Raw genomic sequence first — 14,273 nt, 5'->3', positions numbered from 1 at the left:
CAGGAGGGCACAGATGGCTGATTCATGGACTTCATTATTAAAAAATAAAACGTTTGTGCTCGTATGGCTCTCGGGCATGACGGTGATGCTTGGCTTTTCCATTTTCTTTTTGTCCGTTTCCTGGTTTGTTGTCGATGAAATGCAGCAGCCGGCCATTCTCGGGGTTGTTATGATGACGATCGCCATTCCGCGGGTGGCCATGATGATTTATGGCGGGGTGCTTGCGGATAAAATCCAGAAGTCGCGCATCATGTTTACGACGAATGCGATGCAGGTGGCGGTGATGATTGTCCTGGTGGTGCTCGTGCAGCAGGATGCCCTGCAGACGACTTCATTGATTATTCTGGCGTTTATCTTTGGCTTCCTGGATGCGTTCTTTTTCCCGGCAGCGTCGGCCATGATTCCGAGTATTGTGCCGGTGCATCAATTACAGCAGGCGAACTCCTGGTATCAGGGCTCCACGGAGCTGATGTTTATTATCGGCCCGGTGGGGGCAGGGCTGTTATTAACCTTCGGCGGCTTTGCCTTTTCGTTTTCCGCAGCGGCTGGATTGATCGCGCTGTCGACCATTCTGATTTATCCGCCGTTTTTAAAGGACCCGGTTCCGGAAGCGAGGAGCGGGCGTCATACCGCCTGGATGGATCTGAAGGAGGGCCTCGCTTATGTGCGGCAGTCAGGCATCCACCGTGCCGGCACGATGGTGATTATTACGATTAATTTATTGATGATCGGACCGCTTCTGATCAGCATTCCGATGCTCATTAGCGCGCTCGGAGGCGCTCCGTGGCAGTTAAGCTTATTAGAGGGAGGATTTTCGACTGGCACCTTTCTGTTGAGCGTGCTGCTCGTTACGTGGTCGTTGAAGCAGCGAAGAGGAAGCTGGGTGCTGGGGGCCATGGGGGCAAGCTTTATTCTCCTGCTTGTATTCAGCCAGGTGGAGGCGCTCCCTGTGCTTGTCGCTGTGATTACGCTCATGGGAGGCGCGGGGATGCTCGTGTACCTGCCGACGATTACCATGATTCAGGAAAAAACCGACAACAACAAGCTCGGCCGGGTGATGAGTCTGGTGAACTTTGCAGCCAGCGGATTTGAACCTATAGCCTTTGCGCTTATTTCATTTCTAGTGGCAGCATCCATCCCGATCCAGACGGTACTGATGTACACCGCCGTGACCGGGCTTTTGTTAACCGGACTGCTGCTATGGCGAAGTCCGGAGTTCCGGCAGACCGATTAAAAGCACTAGTGGAATACTGCTTAAGCCTTCCGCTCCGGCAGGAGTCCGGAGGGCTTTTTCATTAGAGTTATATAGACTTGAAAGGCATTTCTTTAAGAAAAAACGGGAAAAGCCCACTACTGGCCATACATATATCACTATACTTTAAGGAGGATGAAAAGCATGAGGGTATTATACGCAGGCATGGAAAATGAACTACTTGTACTCACACAGAGCGGCGAGGGATGGCAAACGAAGACGAAGCTTAAAGGGACCCAGCCGGTCCGGGTGGCGGTGGACCCTTCTGATAATTCCATTGTTTATTGTGCCACTTATGGGCATGGATTATGGAAAAGCGAGGACGCCGGAGAAAGCTGGCAGGCGATAGGAAAGCCGCAATTGTATTTTGAACCAGCGGGTGACGACGGTATTCCTTCACCGTACATCACGTTTGTCGGCACACATCCGATAAAAAAGGGGGAGTGGGGACATATTGTGTATGCCGGCACCGAGCCTTCGGCAGTTTATTACTCGGAAGATGGAGGAAAGCATTGGCATGAATGGACAGCTATCCAGCATATGGCTTCCAAACCGGAGTGGCAGTTCCCGCCACGTCCCCACACGCATCATGTCCGCTGGATAACTCCAAGCTATGCGGATCCGGATCATATAGCGGTCTCCATTGAGTACGGAGCCGTGCTTTTTTCAACGGATCACGGGAGCACCTGGCAGGACCGGCCGGAGCATAGCCCGAGAGATGTGCATACCCTTCTGGCTCACCCGTCCGCTCCCGGTCGTTTATATGCAGCCTGCGGGGATGGGTTTATGAACGCTTCATTTTCGTATGCAGAAAGCGATGACGACGGCGCCCATTGGCATTACAAGAGTGAAGGACTGGAGAAACATCCATACCTTTATAACATGGTGCTGAACGCAGCAGACGCGGACGACCGTCTCGTTTCCGCCTCTAAAGGCCCGCGTGAAGCCCACTCGTCCGATGCCGCCAGTTCTGCCATTTACCGGAAACAGGGAGAAGCACCTTTCCGTGAAATATCCTGGGGGCTTCCGGCAGGGTCTTTCGCCCATGTCTTAACCCAGGATCCGGAGGATACCAGCATTTTTTACGCGCTCAATAACCATGGCATCTTTTTCCTCCGTACAGACGAAGACATATGGAAGCCGGTCGATATTGCCTGGAAGGACGAGTATAAGCACCAGCACCCGTCGTGCTTTGTGGCAGGGTTCCGGTAAGAGAATTAAAAAAATTTTTAAGTTTGTTTCAAAATAGCAGTGATTGAAGGATCAGTATGTTTTACCTGGAAACCAAGCGGGTAAATATGATTTATAACGCAAAAAACCAAAACAGCTTTTACTGTTTTAACAATTAAATGGTCGGCGGAAATGAATGGATATATAAGCCAGTACATGAGCCGGAAAAAGGAACCCCGTTTCTTTTTCCGGCTTTTTTTATTGAAAGCATAGTAAAGAGATAAGGCCCATGCAGTCTGTGACAAACAGGCTGGAGACAGGTCATACGGGAAAAGCCATATTTTATCGGTTTTTATCAGAATGCGTTAAAAATAAAGAGACCAAAGAAAGAGAGGAAGAATAAAATGGAAATAGCTGCAGTGATTTTATACGGCGTATTCGCCACGCTTCTATTGATTAATCCAGCCCAGATGAACAAAACTAAAAGCCAACAGCCGAAATAAACATTAAAATTCGCGTGGAACCATCAGGGCTCGTATTGCTCTGGTGGTTTTTTATTTTTATCATGCACAACGGGAAAAAGCTGTTTTTATACAGGCAGCTTTCTTCTATTGGGGGAGAAACAAGGCCCGGGGAGTAAAGAGACTGATGCCGGGCCACAAAACAGGAGTATCGATGGAGAGTAACAAAAGCCTTCTTACCTCTCGTTTGATACCGGCTGGAAAAGGAAAAATTCAATGATACAGAGTGGCTGCTTCGGAGCCCGGGCCCATAAGCAGTCAAAAATCTGGCAGTTTTCACGTTTTACTATAATTTGATAAGGAATGATGCCGTATCGCTGTATCTTTTATTTATTCGACTGTTTTGACAGCCGTAAGTATGTTTCCTTTTTTCCCCCTGGATATGGAAAAAGCTCCTTCTTCCGAAAAAAAGTCCGAATGGTCCTATAGGGGTGATACGGGACCGGAGCACTGGGGGAGCCTGGACGCTGATTATACTACGTGCACCGAGGGAGAAAGCCAATCGCCCGTAAACCTTCGGGAAGCAGAAACTAAACGGGGCAGTGCCGATGTACAAATGGATTATGAGCCAACCAATTTCACCATTAACAATGACGGGCATACCGTATTGGCAGAACCTGAAAACGCCAATAATACATTAACTTATGATGGGGGAGAGTACACACTTTCCCAATTTCATTTCCATGCGCCAAGTGAACATCAACTCAATGGAGATTACGAAGATATGGAGCTTCATCTTGTACACGAAAGTTCCGAAGGTGAAATTGTCGTGAGCGCATTTATGCTTGAGGAAGGGAGCGGTACAACTTTCCCTTCGTCATTTTGGGACAAGATGCCGTCAAGCGAAACAGAAGCCCCGGCTTCTTCCGAGAACCGCCTCGATCTGGAAGAACTGCTGCCATTCTCCGAAACGAACTTTCAGTATGAAGGGTCATTAACGACCCCGCCGTGTACAGAAGGCGTGAACTGGATCATTTACGGGGAGCCGGTCTCTGTTTCAAGTGATCAATTGAAGGAGTTTCAGCAAATTTATGACGACAACCACCGTCCGGTCCAGCCGCTTAACGGAAGAGAAGTAATGGAAAATTAATATAATCACCGGTGCGGACCGTCCCGTTCATCCCATTTTTAACTCAAAATGGGATGTTTTTTAGTTTGAAACTCATGGACGCATAGAAAAGCACATTAAGTCGATCGTTGTAACGTTCGTGAAAATTTGGGTACGGCGATCGTAGGTTTATTTTAAATGTTAATTTGACATATCGCTTCGCCCAGGGGCACAATTGTAGCAAAAGCACCTTTTCTACCAAATTCTTTCTTTTTGAACCCCATTTGGCATTTCATTTTTTTAAATATGTATATATAATACAAATAATTCATTCTTTTTTGAAAAATTAGTACATACTTCCCGGACTATTTAGTGAGCGGCACAGGCAATATTTACGAAGGGACAGGGAGGAAGATACTGTGACGTATATATTTGATCATTCAATGACGTTAAAGGATTTTTATAATCAAAACGCCCAGTTGTTCGAACAAATGCTGATTGAAGAAGCCGCCACGGTAAAGAAGGATGTCCGCGATATATTGCAGCAGGGTAATATTGACCTGGTGGTCAACGCCCATCAGTTTGTTTCTCTGGCTCTAGAAGGAAAGGAAGAAGAACTGAAAGCGTTCGCTGAACAGGAGGGCATCGTTTGGGCTGCGCAGGATATTGAGTTATCCTTTAGGCTGGAATGGGTGCATGCCCTGCGCCGAACGATTTGGCTGTTTATTGAATCCTACCAGGCGCGTGCCGGGGAAAAACACTTTCATGATTTTTTCCAATGGGAACGAAAAGTAAACAACCAGATAGACGCTTTTTTACATACTTTTTTGAAAAGCTATTCCACCTACAAAGAAACTCTTATCCAAAACCAGGAGCAGTTAGTTGACTATCTGTCGACACCGATCATCCCGCTCGGGCGCTCCATCTGTATTTTACCACTGATAGGCCCAATAGACGGGCGGCGCCTTGAATTGCTGCAGGAAAATGCCCTGAGGAATGTAGCGGAGCAGAAAATTCGAGTGTTAATCATTGATCTGTCCGGGGCGGAGCCTATGGAAAAGCAGAAGCTACAGGATTTTATAAGAATCATTGAAGGGGTTTCATTAATGGGAAGTGAAACAGTATTAACCGGAATTTCGAGAGAGATGGCCATGGAGCCCTCTTTGTTCCAGGAGGTTGGCGGCTCCCACATTAAAACCCTCGGCACCCTGCAAAGAGCCATAAGTGAATATTTCGTGTGGAAGGATTAGCCTGGAGTTATGCCAAAGCGTGCTTGAGCAAGAAAAAGAGCACTTTTAAAAAAAATGGAGGCAGAGATGAACCGCGGCGTTATTCGGTAAGGGCGGCTTTGTTTCATTAGACAAAATCATAATAGCTGTTAACAATTGAGGGACTATCTCAAAAAAGGTAGTCTCTTTTATCTATATTAGAGCGATAGGATAAAAATTAAAAAGAGCCGAAAGTTCGCAGAAAAATAGAAAGCAAGAAGAGTTTGTACACAGGCCCAACGGGGTATCATCATTTATGGCGCGCTCTTCTTAGCCGTTCGTTTGGCATTGCTGGGCAATACCAGAAAACGAAAGAATAGAAGACGTCTGATTTCAGACAAAAGCTCGAAAATACACAAGGAGGAATCAAGCATGAAGCCGCAAGTACAAGAATACACCAACGAAGACAACATTGAGCAGGACGTACAGAAGCTCACGGATAACGGTATCAGCCGTAACGATATTTATGTCATGAGCCACGATGATGACCGCACCGACCGGATTGCGGAGAAGGCAGACACCAATGAGCCGACTGATAAGGAATTCGGCGTTGATTCCGAAAACCGTTTCTCGAAAAAAGGAGACGAACTGCGCTTTAAACTTCAGGAGCTAGGATTTACGGAGCAGGAAGCCGAAGATCTAGAGGACGATCTGGATGAGGGCAAAGTATTGCTGATGGTTCAGGACGACAAGAACCTGAGTGAACTGCTGAAATAGTATTAGACAAAATAGCTGGAGGCCATCGGCTTTCCGGCTTTGTCTGTACATATACAAAGACGCTTCCGCGCGGGAGCGTCTTTGTTTTATCTTTTGCCTGTCAGGCGTAAAAAACAAGCGGCAGGCGCTGCGATGCTGCTAGTGCCTAAGTTTAACTTTTTACATGCGAATGGTAATGCTGTTTTACTGACCATATTACTCTATTTGATATAATGGAAGAAAAATACAGATAAAAGGAAAGAAGGAAGTACCATGAAAAAACCGAAAATCATTCTCTCATTCGTAGGACTGGTACTCAGCACAGGGCTAATCGGATGCAGCGACGGGGAATCTTCGTCTGAAAGTGCCGGGACCCAGGAAGCGTCTATGAATAGTGACAGCCAGGAAGAAGATAATGTCGATAATTCGGCTGATCATGAAGGAGAGACGAAATCCCAAGACGAACCGGAATCGTCCGAAACCTCATCAGAACAGTCCCCTGAAGGTGTCCGGCAGAAATTGGTAATAGAAGAAAACCAGATCTTCCTGCCGTCCAGTTTTCCCGGCCAAGCAATTGAAAATGTGCTGGTTTCTATAGCTTCCAACAATGACCAAACCTACAGCGTGCAATACCAGACCAGCGAGGGAGAGGCATTGGCGCATGTTACAGGGTCCCGGTTTGCCAGTAAGCAGGAAGCGGTAGCGGAGCTGGAGTCTTTTCAAAACGGGAAAAAGGTGGGACCGTTCGAGCAGGGAAGAGAAGATCTTGGCTATGGAATTACCGGATACGGGGAAGGGGCAACAGGAAGCCAGTACTTCAGCTGGGAGGAAGGGAATTGGCTTTTAAGCCTCTCCTCCGCGACTGAAGACGAAATTGATCACCCGGCTGTCGCCCGGGAAATCGTAGAATATCTTGAGAGCCACACCCTCCCGGCTCCAGGTGAATTAGGCATAGTGGATATCCATTATGAACGGGGAAGCGAAGAAGTTAACGTCGATATTCGCTGGCAGGACGGCAGCATGGTGTATGAATTAAGAACCGGGCGTGATCCGTTGGAAGCAATGCAGATGGCGACGTCCATGGAAGAATAGATGATTGCCTCGAAGACAGGAAATATAATAGTTGGAGGAAACCGGGTCAAGGGACGGTCTTTGGTAAAAAAGGTTATATAAAAAGAAAAGTGGGAATGGAAAAATACTATCTTTACAGGAACCTGAACCAACGCTCCCACAAAAAGGTCACGTGCCCTTCATAAGTATACAGAAAATAATGAAAACCATGATCACTTGAAGGATGAGGAGGAAAATTATGGCCCATTATCAACGGATTTTAGTAGGAATTGATGCTGTCGAGATACCAACCTACACTGTGTTCGACGAGGCAAAGACAATGGCGGCCGAACACGGTGCCACATTAATCATCGCTTTTGTATTCGACCAAAAGAGATATGCGACGCTCCAGCGTATGGACCCCAAAGGCATTGAACGGTTGCGGACGAAAGCCGCCCTGTATCTCGAAGCGTGTCAGCAGGCCGCATGGGCGTATGGAATTGAGAACGTTGAAACGGTGATGGATTCAGGGGCCCCGAAGAAACGATTAGCGGTCGATTTAGCCAAACGCTACCAGGCAGATGCTATTATTATAGGCGAAAGTGGCGGTAACCGGTTTGAACGCCTGATATTTGGTCACACGTCTAAGGCCATCCGCCGAAAAGCAAACTGCGATGTGCATGTGGTGCAAAACAGCTGAGAGCAACTGCTTAGGTATACGACTAAAGGGAAGCTCATAAGTCCTTTACTGTTTCCATGCACGCAGTAAGTACTTTAGGGGTGGTTTTGCTGAAAACCAGCAGGTCTCTGTCTTTTTCTATATTATTCTTGATATCCAAGCCGTTAAACAAAAATCAACCATAAAGCAAACGTGACAAAAATGGCTGTCGCGCCCTGAATCAGCGTCCCTGTGGTCTGTGCCTTATACGCCTGGGTGACCGACATGCCGCTGAACTCTTTGACGACCCAGAAGTAGCTGTCGTTCACGTGGGAGACGACCATTGCCCCCGCGCCGACAGCCATGACGACGAGCGCCAGCGGCAGGGCTCCCTCGATGCCCAATTCGCCCAAAAGCGGTGCCACCAATGACGATGTGATGACGAGCGCCGCAGTGGACGAGCCCTGGGCTGTTTTCAGGGCGGCCGCAATCAAAAACGGAATGAAGACAAAGATGGCACCGGCGAAGGCTTCATTGGCGGCGACGCCTTCGATGAACTGGGCCACGGGCGTTGCCGTAATGACCGAGCCGAAAGCGCCGCCTGCGCCGGTAATCAGCAGGATTGGCGCGGCTTCTTTAATACCGGTGCCCACCCATTCGGTCAAGGTTTCCTCATCGTATTTGGGCATTAATAAAAAGGCGGCCAAAAGGCCGATCAGAAGCGCTACTGCCGGCGCGCCAAGGAAAAGAAACAGGTCAAATACCGGGCCCTGCCAGCCGGCAAACGTAATCACCGAGCTGAATCCAATCAGAAGAATCGGCACCACAATAGGGGCAAAGGATTTGAGGGCCGACGGCATCGCCCCAAATTCGTTTACGATGGCATTATAGTCGAAGGAGTGGTCATCCTCACCTTCGATATGTATGTTAGTTCCTGCTTTCATCGCCCACAGGTAGCCGGCAATGATAGTCGGGATGGCTACCACAATACCGATTAAAATGATTGTGCCCAGATAATCCTCCGCGCCAATATTTCCGGCAGCTGCAATTGGTCCGGGCGTGGGAGGCACGAGGGTATGAGTGGCAAACAGTCCTGTGGACAGGGCGATGGCCATAGAGGCGACGGTGACCTTCGCTCTTCGTGCCAATGCTTTTTTCAAAGACGACAAAATAACGTAGCCAGAGTCACAGAAGACCGGAATACTGACGATGCTTCCGATCACGCTCATGGCAAGCTGGGGACGGCGTTCCCCCACGAGGCGCAGAACGACTTCCGCCATGCGCAGCGCCGCCCCGGATTTCTCCAGAATCACCCCAATAATTGTACCGAATACAATAACCAGCCCGATGCCGCCCATCAGGTTTCCGAAGCCGCTGTTTACAGCCTCCACCACATCCGGCAGCGGCAGCCCTGCAGCAATACCGAGACCAAATGCAGCGATCAACAAGGACAAGAACGGATGCAGCTTCAATTTTGCCGTGGCAAAAATAACAAACAGCACTCCCAGCGTAATTACTACAATCAGACCGAAACCTTCCATTCAAACACTCCTCTGTATAGTTATATTATTAAAGCCGAAAACACCTATACCAGTGTGCCTTCATTATATGGGAAAGACTACAGGCAAAGAAGGGTAAAAAAGGAAATCAGTGTAATTATGACTCTGTACCTATAAAAAACAGACGCGCTAAACCCTCAAAGGTTTAGCGCGTCTTATTTATTATCTTTAATTAACGCCCCGCATCAACCGTTGAATCAGCGGGGATAGGGCTAAGAGAAGGACACCCAATAGAATAGAAGCGCCTCCGATTATCCCAAAATAAACGATCTCCGAGTCGGGGGAATAAAACTTCACAATTTGCGCATTAATCGCCTGCGCAGAGGCATTCGTTAAAAACCATAAGCTCATCGTCTGGGCGGAGAAGGCGACCGGTGCCAGCTTTGTGGTGGATGAGAGGCCGACCGGGGATAAACAAAGCTCCCCGAGAACAACCAGGAAAAAGCTGAGCACGAGCCACCACGGGCTGACGAGTGAGGCGGTGCCATTGATCACTGCCGGCACAATCATAACTAAAAACGATAGTCCAGCAAAAAATAAGCCGAAGGCAAACTTCTTGGGCGTGGAAGGCTGGCGGTCGCCCCATTTAAGCCAAATCCAGGCAAACAGCGGTGCCAGGAAGATGATAAACAGCGGGTTGAGCGACTGAAACCAGGAAGACTGCAGCTCAATGCCGAAGGAGCTGAGCTCCGTACGCTGATCGGCATACCGTGCAAGAATCACCGATCCCTGCTCCTGGATGGCCCAAAACATCATGGCAGCCACAAACAAGGGAATGTAGGCGAGCAGACGGGACTGCTCCGTTTCCGTCGTTTTCGGGCTTTTATACATGACGATAAAGTAAATGGTGGGGATGACGACCCCGAGGATGCTGATAAGGAAAACAAAATTTGCGATGGTTAAAATTCCTAAGTAGCTGGAAGCGGCACCGAGCAGCCCAACGATAATGGCGCCAATGCCCACGCGGCCGGCGACAATTTTTCTTTCCGTTTTCGATAACGGATTCGGCACATTGGTTCCGGCGAGCCCGAGGTATTTCCTTTTGGTCGCCACAAAAACCAACAGGCCAGCGAGCATGCCGACAGCAGCGATGCCGAAGCCGAGATGAAAATTGTAGCTCTGGCCGACGGTGCCGACAATTAACGGAGCAATAAATGCGCCGAGGTTGATACCCATGTAGAAAATGCTGAATCCTGAATCTCTCCGGTTATCTGTCGGGCTGTACAGATCGCCGACGACACTCGACACGTTCGGCTTCAACAGCCCGGTGCCGATCACGATCAGAAACATGCTGACAAATAAAGCCTGGACGCCCCCGGGGAAGGAAAGGGCTACGTGGCCGAGCATAATGAGTATGCCGCCGTAAAATACAGTGCCCGTGCTGCCAAGCAGCCTATCGGCGATCCAGCCTCCAATAATCCCCGACATGTAAACCAGGGAGCCGTAGATCGCCATAATCGAAGCCGCGGTCCCTTCATCCAGGCCGAGGCCCCCGTTGGAGACTTCGTTATACATGTAAAATAACAGGATGGCCCGCATCCCGTAGTAGGAGAACCGTTCCCAGAACTCCGTGAAAAATAACGTAAACAGCCCTTTAGGATGGCCAAAAAAACCTTTTTGGGGCACACTCTCCAGAATTTCCTGCTTGCTTTTCCCATTCATGATGTAAAAGCCTCCTTAATGATGTCCGGGAAACATAGTGCTGCTGACTTATGTAATATGCTTCCACACCAAACTTTTGATAACAACGCTCACTCCAACAGAAGGGCAGGTGAAATCATACACTCTATCGTAGTAAAAAATGACAGAAACGAAAAGACTGTTTTTTGATTCAGAGTAATAGAGTCGGTGGAATAGAGCTCCGTTGTATAAAAACGAATCCTTTCAGCAAATAAATCTATTCGCCCGAAAAAGCCACGATGTCTTGAAGAAACATTGTGGCTTTTTGTGCAGGGAATTATTTTCTATCAACAGCATAAGCATGCATCCTTGTATATTCATTATTTTTTGTTCATTTAATGTAAATAAAAAATCTTTTTGCATAAGTATTGAAAAAATAATTATATTTCGGCTGCCGCCATTGCATTGCTGTTCATATCTATTTTTACCCTTTTTAAGGGGAATGGCACCGTTGTTTTAGTGAGCATAGGAATCCACTTGTTGGAGTGAAAGGAAAATGTAATTGAATAATGATTACAATTGTATTTCGTGAGACCACGCGAATACCTTTGAAGGAAAAACAGCATAGAAAGACAGATTTGAAAAATAAAAAACGATCCAGGGTTGGTATGGATATCAATACGTTAGGGCAAAAGTTTTTTAACCTTGTCCGTACTGCTTTTATTGGCCAAATAGGTTTCATTTTCATGCCCGGCATACATTAAAGCAAAATGCCCGTCCGCGGTTTCCGTTAAATGAATTATGCGTTCTCCACCTGTTTCGCCTTCCCCGTAGTCGATAGTCATATCATAAATAGGTGGTTTTGCTTGAATGCTTTCTCTGCTCGCGCTGCTGATTAACTGTTCAAATGCCTCTATCTCTTCCTGTTTTTCTGAGGTCCAAATAAATTCCTGACTACCGCCCCCAAAACCCTCGGAATCAGATACGGCAACGCCCTGAATGGGTTGAGCGGAGGTAGCCATTTTTTCGGGACCGCAGCCTATTAGGATCAAGCCCAGCATAAAGGTGACTGTTAATAATATCGTCTTTTTCATTTTTGCTCCTTATTGTGTAGCTATGAGTTTTCTTTCCTGGTTAGTATTTTCTGCACGGTGAAAGCAGCGACAGCAGCTATAATTTCATTGGCGATAATATCAATAAACCATAACGAGTTTAAGAATAATGGGTCTATTAAAAATGAAACATAAAGCCAGTTTCCAAATGAAACTCATGGAAAACCCTCTCCACATGCGAAAGTAATAAACGGCACATACTTATTTTATCTTGCTTACTTAAGATGAGACAAATAGATTTCGTTCTGAAAATGGAAAAATATGTATGTTATACTCGTGCTGATTTTGATTGTCTGATAGGCAGTAAACCAAGGGAGGGTTACAATGAGTTTAGCCAAACGCTGGGGACTAATAGCTTTAGCTGTGAGCTTTATCCCCATCATTTTCTTTTTTCTGTATCTTTATGGCCTGGCTCCTTTTCTTAGCGCTATCGGTTATTGGGGGCGATTTTTTCTTCCGATGGGGGTGCTTCTGGGATGTGCGGGGTGCTCCATCGTGTTCAGCGCCCGTGCCTATCAACATCTTAGGCAGGAAGTATTTTTTCCATGGTTGATCTTTTTGTTGTTAACCGTTTATTTATTTAGTGGAATTATTATAGGAATGCTCATGCTTTTATCCGGCATGACGCACTGCGGGTACGGGCCATGCTGATGAAAAAGTTACGAGCGGGTCATAACGCCGGCTGTGGTAGCTTTATTAACTGTGATGTTTAGCTGTTATCTTATTTCAAAAAAATAAAGCGATAGTGTTTTGTATTACCTAAGCATCTCGTCCCCTCAGGGTTCGGGATGCTTGTTTTTTAAATAAGAAACTACAATTTCTTTGTTTAAAATAAACAGCCCTTGAAGTTTGATGCCTTCAAAGGCTGTTCATTATAACGAGAGAAAATATTATACCCACCCGCGGAATTCAGAGGCTGCGGCTATTCTTCGTATACCTACAATGTAGGCAGCAGTACGCATATCAATTTCCTTTTCCTGAGCCATGTGATAAACGGAACGGAAAGCGTTTCTTAATTTACGATTCAGGCGGGTTTCAATTTCATCGAGCGTCCAGTAATATCCTTGATTGTTCTGCACCCACTCAAAGTAAGAGACGGTCACACCGCCGGCACTTGCGAGCACATCCGGGACAAGTAAAATATCTCTGCTGTGCAGGATTTTGGTTGCTTCAAAGGTCGTCGGTCCGTTGGCTGCTTCTGCGACAATTTTGGCCTGTATGCGATGGGCGTTGGCATAAGTAATCTGGTTGGAGACGGCAGCAGGAATCAGTATATCGCACTTCTGCTCCAGTAATTCTTCATTGGAAATAGTGTTTTCGAATCGGTTGGTCACCATCCCGAAGCTGTCTCTTTGCTCTGCAATCTCATACACCGGCAGGCCCTGCCCGTCATAAATCCCGCCCAAAACATCACTGATCCCTACGATGGACGCTCCTTTGTCGTAAAGAAGCTTTGCCAGGTAGCTGCCTGCGTTCCCAAACCCCTGAATAATAACCTTGCTCTGTTCCCAGGTCATGTTTTTTAATTTTAACGCTTCTTCCACAGCCACAACGACTCCCTGGGCTGTCGCTGATTCTCTTCCCAGCGAGCCGCCCAGCTCCAAAGGCTTTCCGGTTATGAACCCCGGGGAGTCAAATTCCCGGATGCGGCTGTACTCATCCATCATCCAGGCCATCACCTGGGCATTGGTATAAACATCCGGAGCGGGGATATCCTTCGTGGGACCTACAATTTGGCTGATAGCCTGCACATATCCTCTGCTGAGCCGTTCCAGCTCGCCTAAAGACATCTGGCGCGGGTCACAGACGATGCCGCCTTTTCCGCCTCCATACGGGAGATCCACAAGTCCGCATTTTAAAGTCATCCATAACGAAAGGGTGTTCACTTCTTCGATAGTAACGTCCGGATGGAACCGGATTCCTCCTTTGGTGGGCCCGACAGCATCATTGTGCTGGGCCCGGTACCCGGTGAACATTTTGGTTTTTCCATCATCCATGCGGACAGGGATGCGGACAATCATCGTACGAAGCGGTTCTTTAAGCAGGTCGTACATATGCTCCGAATAGCCCAGGGTATTTAAGGCCTCTTTGATTAATTCCTGGGTATGCGTATAAAGAGTAGTGGAAGAAGGAATAGTGCCTGAATGCGTGGTAACCATTGTATCGGCCGCCTTTCTTGGTATTGACCTAACTATATTCAAGAATCATGCCAACTTGAAGAAGCTGGAAAAGAGGATTATAGTACTCTTTTGTTGCGGGTTTACTAACAATTATTTCCATTAACGATAAAAAAGAGACAGAATCCCCGTTGATACGGTA

General features: G+C 47.4%; 12 protein-coding genes. 8 read left to right on the top strand and 4 right to left on the bottom strand.

Features of this window, described 5'->3' with window-relative positions; all coding sequences use genetic code 11:
- Positions 1-13 precede the first annotated feature (13 nt).
- The 7 genes from ACTTK6_RS14920 to ACTTK6_RS14890 all read left to right on the top strand — a co-directional run bounded on the left by ACTTK6_RS14920 (position 14) and on the right by ACTTK6_RS14890 (position 7,705).
- Entirely contained in the window at positions 14-1,234 is a 1,221-nt protein-coding gene (locus ACTTK6_RS14920) for an MFS transporter (RefSeq protein ID WP_462833822.1), read from the top strand.
- A gap of 162 nt (positions 1,235-1,396) precedes the next feature.
- Positions 1,397-2,464, top strand: a complete 1,068-nt coding sequence (locus ACTTK6_RS14915; protein ID WP_462833821.1) for a WD40/YVTN/BNR-like repeat-containing protein — start codon at positions 1,397-1,399, stop codon at positions 2,462-2,464.
- Positions 2,465-3,301: 837 nt separating this feature from the next.
- On the top strand, positions 3,302-4,033 hold the full coding sequence (locus ACTTK6_RS14910; protein ID WP_462833820.1) for a carbonic anhydrase: 732 nt from the start codon (positions 3,302-3,304) through the stop codon (positions 4,031-4,033).
- Positions 4,034-4,410: 377 nt separating this feature from the next.
- Positions 4,411-5,241: an STAS domain-containing protein gene (locus ACTTK6_RS14905; RefSeq protein WP_462833819.1), complete on the top strand. Its 831-nt coding sequence runs from the start codon at positions 4,411-4,413 to the stop codon at positions 5,239-5,241.
- A gap of 390 nt (positions 5,242-5,631) precedes the next feature.
- A complete protein-coding gene (locus ACTTK6_RS14900; protein ID WP_094909161.1) occupies positions 5,632-5,976 on the top strand; it encodes a YflT domain-containing protein in 345 nt (114 codons plus the stop codon).
- A 252-nt stretch (positions 5,977-6,228) separates the two neighbouring features.
- On the top strand, positions 6,229-7,047 hold the full coding sequence (locus ACTTK6_RS14895; RefSeq protein WP_462833818.1) for a hypothetical protein: 819 nt from the start codon (positions 6,229-6,231) through the stop codon (positions 7,045-7,047).
- A gap of 217 nt (positions 7,048-7,264) precedes the next feature.
- Positions 7,265-7,705 (top strand): universal stress protein, encoded by a 441-nt coding sequence (locus ACTTK6_RS14890; protein WP_158219116.1) that lies wholly within the window; start codon positions 7,265-7,267, stop codon positions 7,703-7,705.
- A 143-nt stretch (positions 7,706-7,848) separates the two neighbouring features.
- On the opposite strand, the gene ACTTK6_RS14885 is transcribed toward ACTTK6_RS14890, so the two are convergent.
- From ACTTK6_RS14885 to ACTTK6_RS14875, 3 genes are all read right to left on the bottom strand, one after another.
- Positions 7,849-9,204: a GntP family permease gene (locus ACTTK6_RS14885; protein ID WP_094908303.1), complete on the bottom strand. Its 1,356-nt coding sequence runs from the start codon at positions 9,202-9,204 to the stop codon at positions 7,849-7,851.
- Positions 9,205-9,390: 186 nt separating this feature from the next.
- Complete coding sequence (locus ACTTK6_RS14880) at positions 9,391-10,884, bottom strand: peptide MFS transporter (protein WP_094908304.1); 1,494 nt, start codon at positions 10,882-10,884, stop codon at positions 9,391-9,393.
- Between the two features lie 641 nt (positions 10,885-11,525).
- On the bottom strand, positions 11,526-11,936 hold the full coding sequence (locus ACTTK6_RS14875; protein ID WP_094908305.1) for a hypothetical protein: 411 nt from the start codon (positions 11,934-11,936) through the stop codon (positions 11,526-11,528).
- A gap of 342 nt (positions 11,937-12,278) precedes the next feature.
- Between ACTTK6_RS14875 and ACTTK6_RS14870 the strand changes: the two genes are divergently transcribed.
- Positions 12,279-12,605: a hypothetical protein gene (locus tag ACTTK6_RS14870; RefSeq protein ID WP_462833817.1), complete on the top strand. Its 327-nt coding sequence runs from the start codon at positions 12,279-12,281 to the stop codon at positions 12,603-12,605.
- Positions 12,606-12,844: 239 nt separating this feature from the next.
- Here ACTTK6_RS14870 and ACTTK6_RS14865 read toward each other — a convergent pair whose 3' ends face one another.
- Positions 12,845-14,113: a Glu/Leu/Phe/Val family dehydrogenase gene (locus ACTTK6_RS14865; RefSeq protein WP_462833816.1), complete on the bottom strand. Its 1,269-nt coding sequence runs from the start codon at positions 14,111-14,113 to the stop codon at positions 12,845-12,847.
- Positions 14,114-14,273 lie beyond the last annotated feature (160 nt).

It is taken from the genome of Marinococcus salis (assembly GCF_054971365.1).
Note: the sequence above shows the minus strand (reverse complement) of the source record. Positions and strands in the feature narration are given on the sequence as shown.

What these genes read in the sequence shown, in the direction of transcription:
- ACTTK6_RS14920 (WP_462833822.1), top strand. Translation starts at nt 14, where the DNA reads ATGGCTGATTCATGGACTTCATTATTAAAAAATAAAACGTTTGTGCTC.
- ACTTK6_RS14915 (WP_462833821.1), top strand. Translation starts at nt 1,397, where the DNA reads ATGAGGGTATTATACGCAGGCATGGAAAATGAACTACTTGTACTCACA.
- ACTTK6_RS14910 (WP_462833820.1), top strand. Translation starts at nt 3,302, where the DNA reads ATGTTTCCTTTTTTCCCCCTGGATATGGAAAAAGCTCCTTCTTCCGAA.
- ACTTK6_RS14900 (WP_094909161.1), top strand. Translation starts at nt 5,632, where the DNA reads ATGAAGCCGCAAGTACAAGAATACACCAACGAAGACAACATTGAGCAG.
- ACTTK6_RS14895 (WP_462833818.1), top strand. Translation starts at nt 6,229, where the DNA reads ATGAAAAAACCGAAAATCATTCTCTCATTCGTAGGACTGGTACTCAGC.
- ACTTK6_RS14890 (WP_158219116.1), top strand. Translation starts at nt 7,265, where the DNA reads ATGGCCCATTATCAACGGATTTTAGTAGGAATTGATGCTGTCGAGATA.
- ACTTK6_RS14885 (WP_094908303.1), bottom strand. Translation starts at nt 9,204, where the DNA reads ATGGAAGGTTTCGGTCTGATTGTAGTAATTACGCTGGGAGTGCTGTTT.
- ACTTK6_RS14880 (WP_094908304.1), bottom strand. Translation starts at nt 10,884, where the DNA reads ATGAATGGGAAAAGCAAGCAGGAAATTCTGGAGAGTGTGCCCCAAAAA.
- ACTTK6_RS14875 (WP_094908305.1), bottom strand. Translation starts at nt 11,936, where the DNA reads ATGAAAAAGACGATATTATTAACAGTCACCTTTATGCTGGGCTTGATC.
- ACTTK6_RS14870 (WP_462833817.1), top strand. Translation starts at nt 12,279, where the DNA reads ATGAGTTTAGCCAAACGCTGGGGACTAATAGCTTTAGCTGTGAGCTTT.
- ACTTK6_RS14865 (WP_462833816.1), bottom strand. Translation starts at nt 14,113, where the DNA reads ATGGTTACCACGCATTCAGGCACTATTCCTTCTTCCACTACTCTTTAT.